We start from the raw sequence: 16,761 nt of genomic DNA, 5'->3' as shown, positions 1-16,761 counted from the left end.
ATTTGTTTTTTATTTATCTGAATAAATCCGAGGTAGGCCTGTCTAACCAGGATTCCACCACATGAATGTACGCTCCCTCATCCGATAAAAGGTTGGAGGTGCGGGGCCTGATATTGGATTTGTAATGTCCGCTGAAGTCGTTAAAAGCAATATTTGGATTTCGATCTTTTATTAAATATAGATTTACTTTCGCTGTGTCTGCGGATGCAAACGTGTCGAACCAGGTCGGAGATGCAGGTAAGTTGCTCCAGGTATGCTTTCCCTTGACTATATGGTAAAGCAAAAACTCCTTTACCTGCTCTTTGGGGTAAGAGTTCATGGAACTTGGGGCCACAAACAGGGAATCTCCCTCATCTATAAAGAGCAGTTTATGTGTCTGAAAGTAGCTGAGATCCGATTCTGTTTCAGAATTGAAAGCCTTGTTCGTAGGAAGAATATAGGTCGCATTTGCTTCTGAGTACAGACTGGTCGCATCGGCATACTCAATAGCCTCCAGTAAAAGACTAAACAGGTCGGGTCTGGACTTGATGAAGTCTAATGTCTTTAAGTTTACATGATTATCGGGTACCCCGATTTTGTAATCATATTCGTATGGTTGCTGGAGTTCCAGTCCAAAGATCTCACAACTTTCCATGATGAATGGTACAAGCAATACCATCAATAGTATTTTGAAATTTATTTTTTTCAACATATTTGTAAGTTTTAAAAAATCAATTATCCTTCGGAATAGGGGGGATTTTGATCACCTTTTAATGCAGTATTCGATTCAAATTCGCGATAGTAGATGGGCATATATTTTTTGCCTTCTTCGGCCTGTGTAAAGCCGGTTACCTGAACTCCTGCTGCTTCTTGTCTTGCTTTGATCACGGGGTCCATCACCTCAAGCAGGTGATCTGTCCGCATCAGATCGAACCAACGCTTCCCTTCGGCAATAAACTCCAGCTGCCGTTCCTGAAGGATCAACATTTCCACTGCAGTTTGGTCGGCGATATTAACTTCCAGTTTTGCGTCAGCTGTATAGCCGACCCTGTTTCGCATTTGATTCACGATGTTTAAAGCGTCGGTAGGTTTTCCAGTCTTGTTCAACGCTTCTGCGCGTAACAATAAAACATCTGCCAGACGGTAGATTGGAATTTGAAGTTCGGCATTTGACGACGACAAAATGGCCCAAAATGATTTGTATACACCATTTTTAGAGTCAAATTCCCTGTCAGGGTCAATATTACTATACTTGGTGCATTTCTCAATTCCCGATGTTGTCCAGTTAGCATAGGTTAGCGGTAAACGCTGACCGTTATAAAACAATTTCACTGTATCAACATTGTTCCAGAACCGTGCATCAGTGCCATTCCCCGATCTTAATCTGTCCACAAACTCCTCAAAAATTGATTGCGACATTTTGTAACCGTTGTTGGTATTGTTTGCACCTACACGTTGTGCCCATCCATGTGCTCCGTCGGCTTCGTAACTCCATGCCAGGTTGAAGATCGACTCTTTCGACGAAGCAGGTTTCGTGAAGATCTCTTTCCATTCGGTTTCATTTTTGACCAACGCGAAATTGGAGTTCCCGATAAAGTAAGCGGAAGCTGCCAGTGCGGCTTCGTACTCCTTAAACCACATGTGCAGGTCTGTTTTCAGTGCATACGCGGCAGCCCTGTTGAAATAGAACTTGTCGGATACATCATTGCCAAGGGCAGCCAATGCTAGATTGATATCTTTCAGGATCTGTGCTTTTACCTCCTCGATAGAACTACGGGGTACCGCAATTTGGGTTAGATCACCTTCCCAGGGCTCCGTAATCAAAGGAACTCTGCCCCATACACGGATGCCGTAAAAATACATCAGTGCCCTGATACCATAGGCCTGTCCCATGTAGGGATTGGTTTCTGACTCCAGAATCTGCGGAATTGTGGGATAGCGTTTTATGGCTATATTGCAGAGATTGATCGTTGTATAAAGATCTTGCCAGCTTGTTTCGCCCATGGTCGATTCCATGGCATTCATATAGACTTTCGCACTCTCATATCCTGTTGTGTGATAATTGTCTGAGCGAAGATCTCCCCAATCGAGATGTTTTTGGTGAAGTGTCGATTGAAGTGCATCGTAAATACCCGCATTCCAGGTACGCATATCTCCTTTCGATTGAAAGAAAGTACCGGGTGACATGTCTGACAACGGTTGTCTATCCAGAAAATCGTCGCAGCCACCCAGGATGAATATGCTGCAAATTATTGCGATTATATTTTTCTTCATTTTATTTCTTATTAATATTAAAAACCAACATTAATTCCTAAACCAAATTCCCTTTTACGCGGATAGGCAGAACTGTCTCTTCCCGGTGTTAACACGCTGCCGCCAATTTCCGGGTCAAATCCGGTATAATTGGTCCAGGTTAAAAGATCGTTACCGTAAATGTAGGCCTGTACCCTGTTAAAGGGGAGTTTCTCTAAAATTTCGTTACTCAGATTGTATGCCAAGCGTACGTTCTTTAGACGTAAGAATGATCCATCTTCCAGGTACTGACTGTTCAGCTCTTGTCTGTTCATCGTTTTACGTCCTCTCGTATCCAGAGCATACCAGTTGGTTATCTGACCTTGATATTTCCATCCGGTCCGCACATATTCGGGATGTTGTTTGTGGGTATTTCCTCCCCAGGTAGTGACGTACTGTTTCAATTTGTTGTATATAAGACCTCCATGGCTGTAGTAAAAACTAAATGAGAGCGAAAAATCCTTGTATGTCAGAATGTTGTTCCAGGAAGCATACCAGTCGGGTGTGGCTTTTCCCAATATCTGACGATCGCTGTCGTCTATTTTATCGTCGTATTCGCCGTTTGCATTGGGCAGATTCTGCCAGATAACGTCTCCCCCGGATGCCACTGCTCCGGCATGTTTAATCTGTTTCACTTCACCGGTGTAATCAGAACCGTCAGGATTCAGATACTTTTCCAAAATGGGTTGTCCATTCAGGCCTATGATCACGTTACCTTCTGTGTCTCTGCTTAATACGGGAGTTAAAAGTGTTTTATAGTCCTCCGAGTAAGCATTGCTTACATCGTATTGGAATACTCCCAGATTTTTATAACCATACCATTGTCCTGCGGCTTTTCCTTTTGCAACCATCCAATAGCCGCTCTGTACATAGTCATCTTTTGCCAGGTCAGTGATCTTGTTTTCATTTTTCCACCAGTTGGCAATCGTGTTCCAGGAGAAATCCCTTGTTCGTACGGGATATGCACTTACGGACAATTCCCATCCCCTGTTTTGAAGACTTGCCAGGTTAACACGCATTTTATTATATCCGGTTGTATAAGGCAAGTTTAAATCAGACAGCAGGTCTTTTGTGTTTTTTACATAATAGTCTGCAACAATCGAAATCTTACCTCTGAACAAATTTAAATCGACCCCGATATTGGATTGCCTGGTTTCTTCCCAGCGAAGAGCCGGATTTCCATAGGATGATACGGGAACAACACCTCCAACGCCATTATAGGAATAGCTTCCCGATGTATAACGGGTTATCGACTCATAGTAACCCACTTTGTCGTTTCCTGTGATACCATAACTTGCCCGGAGTTTTCCGTCGGTCAGGACATCATTTGACCAGTGCATAAATGGTTCATCCGAGAATCGCCATCCTGCTGATGCTGATGGAAACCAACCCCAGCGACTTTCCGGACCAAAGCGGGATGATCCGTCTCTACGCATCGTACCCTGAAGGATGTAACGCCCCTTATAACTGTAATTCAACCGTCCAAAAAAACCGATGAGAGCATATTCACTGGCCGTTGTATTTGTTTTTCCCAGATCATAGATCGTGGCCATGTTCATGGTGTGAATATTTTCCGTGACAAAATAGCTGCCGTAAAAATCAGCATTTTCCCTTTTTTGCGTTTCCATGGATGCTCCCAAAGTGGCCCCCACGGCATGCCTGTTTAAAAATGTTTTGTTAAAGTTCAGATAAGAATCGGCCGAATATTTCTGGGTCCATCCCGTTCGGTCTTCTCCACTGTTCTTGCGGGTGTTTTCATCGGCACTGCCATCCCGCTCTTTCGAATCGAACCGGGTATTCCGATCTACCCTGAAATCACCGGTAATGTTGGTCGTCATGCTCAGCCAGTCATTGAACTCCCACCGTAACCCCTGTGTGAGAGCCATCTGATATCTTTTATCCAGCCTTTCCCGGTCAACCAGTTCCTGAATTGGATTACGCCGGCCACCGGAAGAATAGTAGGGTATCAATGTCCCGTCGGGATACCAGACAATCATGTCCGGATCACGCCGGAGAGAACCCTGAATTACATCCCCCTCATTGATGCTGTTGGTTGCATCGCTGCTCAAACGAACCTGGGTTGTAAAAGTGATTCCTTTCCAGGGCTGATAATCCATATTGAACTGGCCGGTATACTTCTTTTGGTAGGAAGTCAGGATGACTCCTTCCACGCCGATGTATCCCAATGAAGCTCTATATTTAGCCTTATCGGTGCCACCGCTGATATTCAGATTGGCATCATTCCGAACACCGGTCTGCAAAAGCAGATCCTGATAATAGTAGTTCGTACTGTTTACCAAACCCACAGAGTCCGTTCTGTCCGTAAATTTTTCCATTGTTTTCGCCGGATTGGCCAGATCGGAAGCAGCCATACTCAGGCGGCTTTCGAAAGCATTCACCTGTGGCAGTTTATTCGATATTTTGCTGTAGCTCTGTACATACCGGAAATCAACGCGTGGTTTGCCAGCTTCTCCCGACTTCGTGGTGATAATGACCACACCATTTGCCGAACGTGCTCCGTAAATTGACGAAGAAGCAGCGTCTTTTAATATCTCAACATTTTTTATATCGGTCGGATTGATGTTGTCGATATCATCCACGATCGTACCGTCTACCACGAAAAGCGGTGTGACACCACCGTCTTCGAAAGTGGATGCTCCACGTACCTGTATGGAGGTGGATGCTCCAGGTGCGCCGGAACTGGACACGATGGACACGCCCGGTGCTGCTCCCTGCAGTGCGTCGTATACATTGACTGCATTTCGCTCTTCAATAATCTTCGAATCCACGGAAGTAATGGCACCTGTGATATCACGTTTCTGCATTGTTCCGTAACCAATTACAACTACTTCCTCAAGCTGTTGGGAATCTTCTTTCATATTGATCGTCAGCTTCTCGGAAGTTACCTTGACTTCCTGCTCAATATATCCCATGTAGGATATGACCAAGTTGTCACCTCTGGATGCCGAAATCTGAAAAGTTCCATCCAAATCGGTCACGGTACCCGTTGATGTACCCTTCACTAGTATGGTTACACCAATCATTGGTTCGTTGGTTGCGTCATCCAGGACTTTACCGGTAATCAGGTTTTGTCCAAAAACACTGAACCCCGAAAATGCCATAAACAGCACAACTGCAAGCCGCAATAAGAACGGCTTTGGGCTTGACTTCTCCTTTTTCATTCAATTCTAATTTTTAAATAAACATTCATAAAATTCTCTCAATATACATTCATACTTAATTTATTTCACTTTCATTCTCGCCTGTAATTGGGCCTGATACAATGAATGAGGTACTAGATTTTCTTTATTTAATCCTTCCCATACACCATCTTCCCGGTCTTTGAAGTGTCCCGGGTAATGGTTGCCTTTCATTCCTATATTATAATTATTGCCTGATACCCATGGCTTTTGTACGGAGGCACGCCCGGCACGGCAGTTCCACAACACCTGGGTGACGCCGGCCCACCCGTGTCCACTTCCCATATTTCCCCTGTCCTGAACATTGATGTCATTGTCTGTAACCACGTTGTCATACAGCGTGCCTGTAGCCCACCTGTGATGTGGTCCTATGTCCGAAAAGGCATTGACCGAAACACAGTTATAAAACACATTTGGCCCACAAACACGGGCACCTGTCACGTAATCGTGTCTCCCGTTTCTACTCAGGCAATTCATAAATAGATTTTGCTGGCCGTTGTTATTGAATGAGTAACGCATCCCTCCCGTGATCGGAGACTTTGGATCAAAACAGCGTGCATCGGAAACAGTGATGTTTTTCGCAAAGCGCTCACAACTTACGGCCGAATAGCCGAAATTTACCGTCGTAATGTTTTTGACCCAGCAGTTCTCGGCATTGTCCAATTGAACTGCAATCCATCCGTGCTCGGTATCGTCGTCGCTTTGGTACTCCGATTCGAGATACATATCGGAAACTCCCACTTCATGAATGCGCCCGTCGAATCTGTATTTATAAATTTCACCTCCGCCATATTGTTTTTCCATTTGCATCACTACCGGATTATCAATAGAGATGCAATTGCCTTCAATTCCGGTGATTTCTCTCTCGAAAGCCAGATTATATTCCTCTGCCTCCCATTGACGCGTACCCGGTCTTTCGACGATCCGGTTCATCCGGATGGCCTCAATCCATTGAGTCGTTCCGGGACGAAACAGGATGATGCGATCGCCAACCTTAAACTGATCGGCCGATGTCACGCGAAAGGAATATGATCCGACAGGAACAAATTGATCCGTGATCTTTACGCGTGTATCGATTATTTCCTGGGATGTTCCGTTTCCTTTTATTTGAATGAGAGGATATCTCTGCCTTCCTGTTGCAATAATCCGCGTTTCATTTATGTTGTCCCCTTCCCCTTTCAGGACAATTCCACTGGTTGAAATAACAATGCTTTTGGAAACCCTGTATTCCCCTCTGCTCAACAGGATTGTTCCTCTGTGTCCGTTTATACCGGGTTTGTTTTTTGAAATTTCGTCGATAGCCATCTGAATATTTTTCCAGTTATCTCCCTCTACGGGAATAACTACCCTTGCCACGGGGTAACATGGAATACTTTTTGTTCCATGATGATATCCGACATGGCTGAAATCAGGGATAGTGTTGCCTTGTTTATCAGGAATATAGGTAAGCGTACCGCTTTCATTGACATAAACATGACTTGATTGCCAATTTGGCGATGTCTGGATCTGCGAATAAATCATCGGCATGGCAAACAGGCAGATCAGGATGATTGTAATATTTTTTATGCTCATTTTTGGTTTATACATTTAGTGTCATTCTATTTACGAATCCGGAATGCTTTTTAATTATTGACTTTTATTAACATTGTTTTGATGTTGTGCTCGAGCACGTTGTGCCTTTTATGCCAACTTGAATTTTCCGTGACTTTTTATTCAGTATTTCGGGTTATGACTGGTTGTGTAAGTCCTGAAAAGTGTTTTTATTTATTGATATTTATCAGTACTCTGCCAAACTTCTCCTATAGGTTTGCGCCCCATACCACGCCACCACCACAAAGCAGATAAAAGGCAGGATAAAGGAAGCGTTTACCGCGGGAAAAGAATTACCGATCGTCTTCAGATCTATGATCGATGCCTGTAGCGGCGGTAGTATCGATCCTCCCAGGATAGCCATGATCAGCCCCGCTGCGCCGAACTTGGCATCGTCTCCCATACCTTTCAGTGCAATTCCGTATATCGTCGGGAACATCAACGACATGCAAGCCGATACTGCCACAAGGGAATACAATCCCCAGATATTTTGTAAAAACATCACACCCAGTGTGAATATGGCGGCTGCTATGGCAAGAATGCGCAACAGTTTTCCCGGGTTGAGAAATTTCAGCAGGTACGTACATACAAAGCGGCTCGCGCAAAAGATGATCATGGCTACAATATTGTACTTCTGAGAAAGCACTTCCGCAGCCTGTTCTTCCATTCCCTGTGCCATAAACACGCGTGTACCGTATTGAATGATGAATGTCCAGCACATGATTTGTGCACCCACATAAAAAAACTGCGCAATCACTCCCTGTCGGTAGTTTGGTATGGAGAAGATTCGTTTCAGTGTAGGGAAGAAGTTGATTTGCTTGTTCCTGTCTCCGTTTGTCGGCATGCGTGCAATCCAGATGATCAGAAACATGACCATCACTACAATTCCGATAGCGAGGTAAGGAGCGATGAGGATGGACAGGTCGGACTGTCGCAGCGTTGTAAATTCCGTGTCGGAAAGTACTGCGCGTTCTGCCGTGCTCATTGGATTCAATCGCGCCTGAATAAAGTTCATCGCCACATACATTCCCACCAGCGATCCCATCGGGTTAAATGATTGTGCCAGATTGAGCCTGCGGGTAGCCGACTCCTCCGGTCCCATTGTAAGAATGTAGGGATTGGCGCTTGTCTCCAGAAAAGACAATCCGCAGGTAAGAATAAAATAGGCGGCCAGAAAGGGATAGAAGCTTCCGGATTCTTTTGCCGGAAAAAAGAGAAATGCTCCTACAGCATAAAGCAGCAATCCGAGCATGATTCCTTTCTTGTAGGAGAATTTCCGGATAAAAATTGCAGCCGGAAACGCCATGGCAAAGTATCCGCCGTAGAATGCAAGCTGAACCAATGCACCTTCTGTGACACTCATCCGGAAAATCTTGGAAAAAGCTTTGACCATGGGGTTGGTGATGTCATTGGCAAAACCCCACAACGAAAAACAGGCAGTGATGAGGACAAACGGCAGTAAATAATATACGCCGTTGTATTTGAGTAATAACGATTTATGTGTATTCATAGGTTCCCGTTTCTCATTTTATGACTCCTTTTTTCAGGATGATATTCGCGTACAATGCTTCTTCTCCGGTAGCAATCACGGCATATGATTTTTTTGCCCTTTCGTAGAAAGCGAAACGTTCAATATAACCAATCGAGAATGGTTCGCCCGAAGATTGTAATATCTCTTTGTAATCGTTCCATATTTCCGGCTTGTAATTGTCTCCCGGAGCTACTTCCATCAGAAAAACCTGCTGCTCGCTGTACGAGTCAAGCGGCATGAGTTCCATGATAGCTTTCAGTATTTCAGTTCCGGTCAACCCGTCGGCTCGTATTACATTCTGCGAAACGGTGTGACACGGAAAGTTGCCGTCGGCAATCACAATTTCATTTCCGTGTCCCATTTCCATGAGTGTTTTTAGTAATTGGGGCGATATTGTTTTCGGTATCTTTTTAAGCATAATGTAGCGGTTTTGTGTTCTCTGACATGAGTCCCTGACATAACCAGGTCTCATGCCTGAACTCAAATTTACTTATAAATGGGTCCAAAATTCCCGCAGGCTCTGAAGTCGGCTCCCTCCCTGTCCATGCCAAAGGCATTCCATGCCGATGGACGGAAGATCTCCTCTTCCTCCACATTGTGCATACAAACGGGGATTCGCAGAATTGACGCCAGTGTGATCAGATCCTGTCCGATGTGTCCGTAACTGATGGCACCATGATTGGCACCCCAGTTGTTCATCACCGAGTAAACATCCCTGAAGGCGCCCTTGCCGGTTAAACGTGGTGCAAACCAGGTGGTAGGCCATGTCTTGTCGGTTCGTTGATTGATAATGTCGTGTATGTCCGGATCGATTTCCACGGTCCATCCTTCCGCAATTTGGAGTACGGGCCCCAAGCCGTCCACCATATTTACCCTGCACATGGTTACGGGCATGCCTCCTTCCGAAAGGAAAGTGGAGGAGTATCCGCCTCCGCGGAAATAGTCCCTGTTGGCCGGAGACCATGTGGTTGCCCTGAGGCAAGCTTTTACCTCCTCTTCGTTGATATTCCAGGGTTCCTTCATGGCCGGCATCCCATTTAATTTTTGTTTGCCGGTGGCATCCAGAGTCGTGGCTCCCGAATTAAGCAGGTGAATGATGCCGTTGGCTGCTTTCCCGGTAAGTTCCTTTCCCGTGACACGCTTTACCGATTCAGGGCTCCAGTACGTGCGTACGTCGGAGAAGAGCTGTGCCCTGTTGGAGAGCAGATGCCCGAATAGCATGGAGACACCGTTGAGTGCATCATTTTCTGTGGCCACGACATATGCTTCGCGGATTCCGTTCCAGTCGAACGAACTGTTCAATATTGTCTCGCTAAAGTCGCCGTTCGGCAGAAAGTCGGTCCACTGCCGCTGTCCCTGGAAACCTCCCAGGAGTGCATTGTGCCCAATCGCCTCCTCCTTGAATCCCATCTCTTTCAGCTTGGGATTTCCTTTCATCAGGTCACGGATGATGATGGTCATCTTGACCACAAACTCCCAATCTTTGTCCTTGCCTGCCCGGTCTTTCTGTTTCTCGGGACGATTGTCGTCCGTCCCTTCATTTACTTTGCAATATGTAGATGTCCACTCCATTGCTTTTTCGAATTCTTCCTGATCGTATATGCCTTCCTGAATCCGGCGGAGAATCTCAGTGGAGTCGACCGATTCGTTTCGCATGCCCAGATATTTCTGGAAAAAATCGGGATTCACGATAGAACCGGCAATACCCATGGCGGTACTTCCGATAGACAAATAGGACTGTCCCCTCATGGTGGCTACAGCCTGTGCGGAACGGGCAAAACGAAGCAACTTCTCCGCCACGTCTTCGGGAATGCTATTGTCGGATATATCCTGTATTTCTCGGCCATAAATGCCGAAAGCCGGCAGGCCCTTCTGAGAATGTGCAGCCAGAACGGCTGCCAGATAAACGGCGCCGGGGCGCTCCGTTCCGTTAAATCCCCAGACAGCTTTCGGATAATGCGGATTCATATCCATTGTTTCTGACCCGTAACACCAACTCGATGTGACCGTAATGGTTGAACCAACCCCCTCGCGTTCAAATTTTGCAGCACAGGCGGCGCTTTCACCCACACGGCCGATGGTATTGTCGGCGATCACACATTCAACCGGACTGCCGTCCCCGTTTTTCAGATTAGATTCAATTAAAAGGGCCACCGATTTTGCCAGATTCATTGTCTTCTCTTCAAGACTCTCTCTCACACCTCCCTGACGGCCGTCAATGGTAGGGCGAATACCTATTTTTGGATATTGATACATGATTTTGTTGATAAATTATTTTTTTTATAAAACTATATTTTCGGAAACTTATTTTCTGGTATAACTGGTGTGAAAATGATACTGATTTTTTTGAATTCTGAACTGTGCTGATATTCCTGTATGGGTATGGATAATATTGTTTTCTTCATAGTGGATGAATTGAGTAAATTTGATTAAAAGGAATCTCTTTTCCTGATCACTGTGGGCAGATAGGTTTGTACCGATTGGTTATCCAGTACAAATTTAGCCGCGATCCTTCCCATTTCATGCCAATCGATCCCTATACTGGAAATGCCGTTTTGAATCACCTCGAAGAATGGATTTTCATTATAAGCCAGTAATCCATAGTTTTTTCCAGGTTTTAACCCGTCTGTATTTCCTTGTTTTACAATCTTTACCACATCTTCCTGCTTGATAACCAGATAAAAATGATTTTTCTGAATGGTTGTTTTTTCTGATATCTCATCAAGAATATTGAATTCGAATTTGTTGTCGAGGCAAAAATTACTGAACGCGGTTTTGCTGCTCTGCGGATGCTTATGGAATTTATTGAGGACAAAAATCATTTTTTTGTATTTGCGCAGTTCATTTTTTATGGTGCACAGTGCATCGTACAACCCATTGTCGAAATCCTGACAAACATAAGAATATCCATCCTTGTCAAATTTTCCGAAATCAAGCAATAGCAACTTTTTTTTATCAATTTTCGACAATGCATCGGAAAATTTTTCGTTGTCGTAATTCATGACGAGATATTTATTATATCTGCCAATAGATTCATGAATGATATTATTGAAAAGATGCTCGTTATACTGATGAAACCACAGATCAATTTTGTAAGATTTGGGCAAACTGGAAACCAGAATAGTATGTAAAACCTCTTTAAAGGGAGAATACTCGTCGAGCAACAACAAAATGTTTTTGGTGTGAGAAGCTACAAAATAGTTCTTTCCATGAATGGCATCGATCACTCCACGTTCCCGTAAATCGGACAGCGCTTTGAACACAGTATCTCTTGAGACCGAGAACTGACTGCTTAAATGGTTGATAGATGGTATCTTCTCGCCTACCTTCAGTTCACTCGTGGCGATGGCATCCTGGATATATTCTGCCAGTTGCTGTACTTTGGTGCTCCTCCCGTCAAATTTGAAATCCATTTGTGTAAGTTTTCATTTCTCAGATAAGCCGTACTGTTCTGTACTGTTCTGTGCTGATTATAGGGGCAAAGGTATCAGGTTAATATTAGATAAAAAAATGTTTTTATATGTTTTTTAGCATGTTTCAAACAAAAAAGGAAGAGGGGACACCTCTTCCTTTTTCCGGTATATTTTATAGACTATCACCAAAGTCTTCTTTGAACTTCGTGATCAATTTCTGTGGCCAGTCGCTCACCGGTTCCAGGCCTCCCATGAAGAAGCGGAGTACCGGGGGTTCATACACAAATCGCAGTCCTCCTATTAATTCCCGATTTTCGTATAGCCAGCTCATCCTGTCTGCTACGTATTTAATCTGAGAGAGTGTGAATACGCGACGGGGTACTGCAAGGCGAACCAGTTCCATGTCGGCGAAAGTCTCATTGCCATATTCATCGCGTTGATTGGAGATAGATCCCCTTTCCATACCCCGGATTCCAGATATCAGATAGAGTGCTGCGGCAAGCGAGCCTGCGGGATACTCTTTCTGTGGAATATGGGCACAGACCTGCATTGCATCGACGTGTGCACCCAGCACACCGGCCGGTTTAACCATAGGTACGCCATGTGCATCGAGAGAATTCACCAGGTAGGCGATAAAGTTCGGGCTCTGGCTGATCATGGTCTCATCGAGCGTTTCATACAGTCCTACTGCCATTGCCTCAATTTCACGGACTGAGATGCCGCCATAAGTGAGGAAACCTTCAAACAAGGGAACCAGTGCTTCCAACTCTCGGTAAATATCGATGTTGTTGGTGCAGATACCTCCGCCACGGGAGGAGCTGAGTTTGCGAGCCGAGAAGTACACAATGTCTGCCAGACCGGTCATGGTTTGAATCACCTCGCCCATGGTACTGTTTTTGAATTCTTCTTCACGCTGAATGACCAGGTATGCATTTTCTCCCAGCAAGCTGGCATCCAGCACAAGGCGGATATTGTATTTGTCGGCCACAGCCCTTACATCTCTTAGATTTTGAACTGAAAAGGGTTGTCCCCCGATAAGGTTGGTAGAGGCTTCCATGCGAATGAATGGAATATTTTTGGCTCCATGTATCTTGATGATTTCTTCCAGTTTTTCAAGGTTCATGTTCCCTTTAAAAGGATGGGAGGAATTGATCACATATGCTTCGTCGTATAGCAGTTCGGCAATTTTTCCACCGTATTGGGTGATGTGCGCCATGGCGGTGGTAAAATGATAATTCATCGGTACCAGGTTACCCTTCCGTACGTAAGCATTCGATAGAATGTTTTCAGCAGCACGGCCCTGGTGTACTGGCAGATAATACTTTTTTCCCAATACTTCCTCTACCGCTTTCTGCAGGCGGAAAAAACTTTGTGATCCGGCATAGGCATCATCTGCCTGCATCATGGCAGCCATCTGATTGTCACTCATTGCGTTGGTGCCGCTGTCGGTGAGCATATCCAGGAAAACGTCTTTCGTGCTCAGTCTGAAGGTGTTGAAGCCACCTTCATGCAGGGCTTCCAGTCTTCTTTCGATAGGTACTAAGTGCAATTTTTGCACAACCCTTACCTTGTGCAGTTCTAACGGTATGTTTTCACCGTTATAAAATTTAATTTCATTCATGAGATTCGTGTACGTATGTGGCTGTTTGTGTAATTTATGCCGATTTTTTGTTGAAAATTGATGTTAATTTCGGAGCTTGGCCGATAAATCATTATTTAAAACTGCAAATGTAAAACAAAAATATCAAAAGAGAAAAATAGCCGCATCAATTTTTTTATAATGCAATTATTCTGAAATATTTTACTGAACTGGAAATCCGTTTGGTGAAAAATCCCTATATTTGTCCGGTTAATCACATTTAACAACATTGACTAACTTTTAATAAAAAAGAATCATGGATAAACCCTATGTAGTAGGTATTGATGTGGGCGGCACCAATACTGTTGCCGGCATTGTAGACAAAAGAGGGCAGATTTTAATTAGCGGAAGTATTAAAACGGCCAAACATCCACAGGTAGAAGACTATCTTGATGAATTAACCGAACTGATCAACGGACTCATCGCTGAAGTTACGACCAAAGATCAGATCAAAGGAATTGGTGCCGGAACACCCAACGGTAACTACTTTACCGGTAGCATTGAATTTGCTCCCAACCTTCCCTGGAAAGGGGTGATTCCTTTTGCTCAGATGCTGGAAGACAGGGTAGGTATTCCGGTGGCACTCACCAATGACGCCAACGCAGCAGCCATCGGTGAAATGACTTACGGGGCGGCCCGTGGCATGAAGGACTTCATCGTTATCACGCTGGGTACCGGTGTGGGGAGTGGTATTGTGGTAAACGGGCAGCTTGTTTACGGACACGATGGCTTTGCCGGTGAACTGGGACACGTGATAGTGCGCCGTCATAACGGCCGTATGTGTGGTTGTGGTAGAACTGGGTGTCTTGAAGCTTATTCATCTGCAACGGGGGTAGCTCGAACAGCACGTGAATATCTGGAGCTGAAACCTGATACCCCGACAAGACTTCGAAACATCCCCATCGAAGAAATTACTTCCAAAGATGTATTTGATGCAGCTATACAGGGAGATGAGATGGCGAAGGATATCTTCCGTTTTACCGGAGAGATGCTCGGTGAAGCTTTTGCTGATTTTGTGGCTTTTTCCAGCCCGGAAGCAATCATCCTCTTCGGTGGATTATCGAAAGCGGGCGACCTGATCATGAATCCCATTCGTGAAAGTATGGAAAAGAGCCTGCTGAATATTTTCAGGAATAAAGTGAAACTCATGTTTTCCGAACTCAAGGAGAGCGACGCGGCCGTACTGGGTGCAAGCGCCCTGGGTTGGGAAGTAAGGTAGCAGGTGCATCTTTTTTGAAGGTGACCCGGAACCTGTTTTAAAGCGGGGATATTGTTTTGGCGGTATCCCCGCTTATCATGTAACATTTTTGTAGCCAAAACTTCATTTTAACTTAACCGGAAAATGTGAAACATCTGTTTTTTTTGGCGTAATATTGCATTGTTAAACATTTTCATTCTCTCTATAATTAAGTGGCTGTTTATATAGGTAGTCACATGGTTCAGCCCGCAAGTGATTGTAGGCTGTTTTTTTTGAAACAAATATCGGAAAAGACCGATAGATTTCATACCTTTGTACTCCTTTAAAAATAACATGCCTAAAAGACAGAAGATGTCACAAAAAATTCAAACAGCCCTCATTTCGGTATATCATAAGGAGGGATTAGAAGAAATTCTTCAGGAACTAAACAAATTACGTATAAAATTTATTTCCACGGGAGGTACAAAGGAGTTTATCCAGTCGTTGGGCTACGAGTGTGAGGCCGTGGAGGACGTAAGCGGTTATCCGTCGATCCTGGGTGGACGGGTGAAAACACTTCATCCCAAAATTTTCGGTGGAATTCTTTACCGCAGGGATAACGAGTCCGATAAAAAACAGGTAAAATCTTACGATATCCCTTCTATTGACTTGGTAATTGTAGATTTATATCCTTTCGAGGAAACCGTGGCTGCCGGAGGTACCGAGGAGGAGATCATAGAGAAGATCGATATTGGCGGTATTTCTCTTATACGTGGTGCTGCAAAAAACCACAAAGATGTACTTATTGTGGCCTCCAGACACCAGTACCAGCCTTTGCTCGAATTGTTGAAAGAAAAACAGGGGATCACAACCCTGGAAGACCGTCGCTGGTTTGCAAAGGAAGCTTTTAAAGTCTCTTCAGGTTATGATTCCGCCATATTCAGATACTTTGATCAGGGTGAAAATTCGGCATTTCGTCTGGCATTTGACGAGGGAAAAGAGCTGCGTTACGGAGAGAACCCTCATCAGAAAGGAATATTTTATGGTCATTTCGAGGATATTTTCGAACAGCTTCATGGCAAGGAAATATCCTATAACAATCTTCTAGATATTGATGCCGCGGTCTCCCTGATTTCCGATTTCAACGAGACTGCGCTGGCCATACTCAAGCATAACAACGCATGTGGCATGGCATGTCGCCCAACCGTGAAAGAAGCATGGGATGCAGCACTGGCTGCCGACCCGGTTTCGGCATTCGGGGGTATTGTGGTGACCAACAGGCCGGTGGACAAGGAAGCTGCAGCGGCTATCCATGAAATATTTTTTGAAGTTATCATTGCTCCTGCATACGATAAAGAAGCACTCGATATTTTGTTTCAAAAGAAAAATCGTATAATTTTGGTGCTGAAATCGCCCGGGAAAACCAGACAACCGCTGCAGTACCGTTCTGTATTGAACGGTGTGTTGGTACAGGATAAAAACGAGAGCGTACAGTCGGCCGAACAATTGCAGGTAGTGACACAAACAGCACCCGATAACCGGGAAACAGAGGACCTGCTTTTTGCCAACATTCTGGTTAAGCACACCAAGTCGAACGCCATTGTCCTGGCTAGAAACAAACAACTCATTGCCAGCGGAACCGGACAGACATCGCGTGTAGATGCCCTTAAGCAGGCAATTGAAAAGGCGGGAGCCTTTCATTTTGACCTGCAGGGTGCAGTCATGGCCAGTGATGCTTTTTTCCCTTTTCCCGATTGTGTGGAAATAGCACACCAGGCAGGCATCACGGCAGTTATTCAACCGGGAGGTTCCATCCGCGATGCCGAGTCGGTCGCTTATTGCGACCAGCATGGACTTGCAATGGTTATTACGGGCGTCAGGCATTTTAAACATTAACACCAAAAGCTGAAAGCCGAGAGCTGACTGCTTAAAATTTAAAA

Annotated in this window: 11 protein-coding genes; 2 read left to right on the top strand and 9 right to left on the bottom strand. The window is 44.8% G+C overall.

Annotation, left to right across the window (positions count from 1 at the left end; all coding sequences use genetic code 11):
* Positions 1–13: 13 nt before the first annotated feature.
* The 9 genes from AC1HCU_RS06680 to AC1HCU_RS06640 form a co-directional block, all read right to left on the bottom strand.
* On the bottom strand, positions 14–691 hold the full coding sequence (locus AC1HCU_RS06680; RefSeq protein ID WP_480370604.1) for a fasciclin domain-containing protein: 678 nt from the start codon (positions 689–691) through the stop codon (positions 14–16).
* Between the two features lie 23 nt (positions 692–714).
* Positions 715–2,253, bottom strand: coding sequence for a RagB/SusD family nutrient uptake outer membrane protein (locus AC1HCU_RS06675; protein ID WP_480370601.1), 1,539 nt, complete (start codon positions 2,251–2,253; stop codon positions 715–717).
* Positions 2,254–2,270: 17 nt separating this feature from the next.
* Positions 2,271–5,453 (bottom strand): SusC/RagA family TonB-linked outer membrane protein, encoded by a 3,183-nt coding sequence (locus tag AC1HCU_RS06670; protein ID WP_480370598.1) that lies wholly within the window; start codon positions 5,451–5,453, stop codon positions 2,271–2,273.
* A 60-nt stretch (positions 5,454–5,513) separates the two neighbouring features.
* The gene (locus AC1HCU_RS06665) at positions 5,514–7,043 is read right to left on the bottom strand and encodes a hypothetical protein (RefSeq protein WP_480370595.1); all 1,530 of its coding nucleotides are present in this window, start codon (positions 7,041–7,043) and stop codon (positions 5,514–5,516) included.
* A gap of 205 nt (positions 7,044–7,248) precedes the next feature.
* On the bottom strand, positions 7,249–8,571 hold the full coding sequence (gene fucP, locus AC1HCU_RS06660) for an L-fucose:H+ symporter permease (protein ID WP_480370592.1): 1,323 nt from the start codon (positions 8,569–8,571) through the stop codon (positions 7,249–7,251).
* 13 nt (positions 8,572–8,584) lie between these two features.
* Positions 8,585–9,010, bottom strand: a complete 426-nt coding sequence (fucU, locus tag AC1HCU_RS06655; protein WP_480370589.1) for an L-fucose mutarotase — start codon at positions 9,008–9,010, stop codon at positions 8,585–8,587.
* Between the two features lie 68 nt (positions 9,011–9,078).
* Positions 9,079–10,848, bottom strand: a complete 1,770-nt coding sequence (gene fucI, locus AC1HCU_RS06650) for an L-fucose isomerase (RefSeq protein WP_480370587.1) — start codon at positions 10,846–10,848, stop codon at positions 9,079–9,081.
* 173 nt (positions 10,849–11,021) lie between these two features.
* Positions 11,022–12,005, bottom strand: coding sequence for a winged helix-turn-helix domain-containing protein (locus AC1HCU_RS06645; protein ID WP_480370585.1), 984 nt, complete (start codon positions 12,003–12,005; stop codon positions 11,022–11,024).
* A 172-nt stretch (positions 12,006–12,177) separates the two neighbouring features.
* Positions 12,178–13,626, bottom strand: a complete 1,449-nt coding sequence (locus tag AC1HCU_RS06640) for a tryptophanase (protein ID WP_480370582.1) — start codon at positions 13,624–13,626, stop codon at positions 12,178–12,180.
* A 274-nt stretch (positions 13,627–13,900) separates the two neighbouring features.
* Between AC1HCU_RS06640 and AC1HCU_RS06635 the strand changes: the two genes are divergently transcribed.
* Both AC1HCU_RS06635 and purH read left to right on the top strand, forming a co-directional pair.
* Positions 13,901–14,863, top strand: a complete 963-nt coding sequence (locus AC1HCU_RS06635) for an ROK family protein (RefSeq protein ID WP_480370579.1) — start codon at positions 13,901–13,903, stop codon at positions 14,861–14,863.
* 330 nt (positions 14,864–15,193) lie between these two features.
* Positions 15,194–16,717, top strand: coding sequence for a bifunctional phosphoribosylaminoimidazolecarboxamide formyltransferase/IMP cyclohydrolase (gene purH, locus AC1HCU_RS06630; RefSeq protein ID WP_480370576.1), 1,524 nt, complete (start codon positions 15,194–15,196; stop codon positions 16,715–16,717).
* Positions 16,718–16,761 lie beyond the last annotated feature (44 nt).

Source organism: Proteiniphilum sp. LBM24028 (genome assembly GCF_056629195.1).
Note: the sequence above shows the minus strand (reverse complement) of the source record. Positions and strands in the feature narration are given on the sequence as shown.

Excerpts from the sequence above, each read along its gene's own strand:
- AC1HCU_RS06680 (WP_480370604.1), bottom strand. The coding sequence starts at position 691 with ATGTTGAAAAAAATAAATTTCAAAATACTATTGATGGTATTGCTTGTA.
- AC1HCU_RS06675 (WP_480370601.1), bottom strand. The coding sequence starts at position 2,253 with ATGAAGAAAAATATAATCGCAATAATTTGCAGCATATTCATCCTGGGT.
- AC1HCU_RS06670 (WP_480370598.1), bottom strand. The coding sequence starts at position 5,453 with ATGAAAAAGGAGAAGTCAAGCCCAAAGCCGTTCTTATTGCGGCTTGCA.
- AC1HCU_RS06665 (WP_480370595.1), bottom strand. The coding sequence starts at position 7,043 with ATGAGCATAAAAAATATTACAATCATCCTGATCTGCCTGTTTGCCATG.
- fucP (WP_480370592.1), bottom strand. The coding sequence starts at position 8,571 with ATGAATACACATAAATCGTTATTACTCAAATACAACGGCGTATATTAT.
- fucU (WP_480370589.1), bottom strand. The coding sequence starts at position 9,010 with ATGCTTAAAAAGATACCGAAAACAATATCGCCCCAATTACTAAAAACA.
- fucI (WP_480370587.1), bottom strand. The coding sequence starts at position 10,848 with ATGTATCAATATCCAAAAATAGGTATTCGCCCTACCATTGACGGCCGT.
- AC1HCU_RS06645 (WP_480370585.1), bottom strand. The coding sequence starts at position 12,005 with ATGGATTTCAAATTTGACGGGAGGAGCACCAAAGTACAGCAACTGGCA.
- AC1HCU_RS06640 (WP_480370582.1), bottom strand. The coding sequence starts at position 13,626 with ATGAATGAAATTAAATTTTATAACGGTGAAAACATACCGTTAGAACTG.
- AC1HCU_RS06635 (WP_480370579.1), top strand. The coding sequence starts at position 13,901 with ATGGATAAACCCTATGTAGTAGGTATTGATGTGGGCGGCACCAATACT.
- purH (WP_480370576.1), top strand. The coding sequence starts at position 15,194 with ATGTCACAAAAAATTCAAACAGCCCTCATTTCGGTATATCATAAGGAG.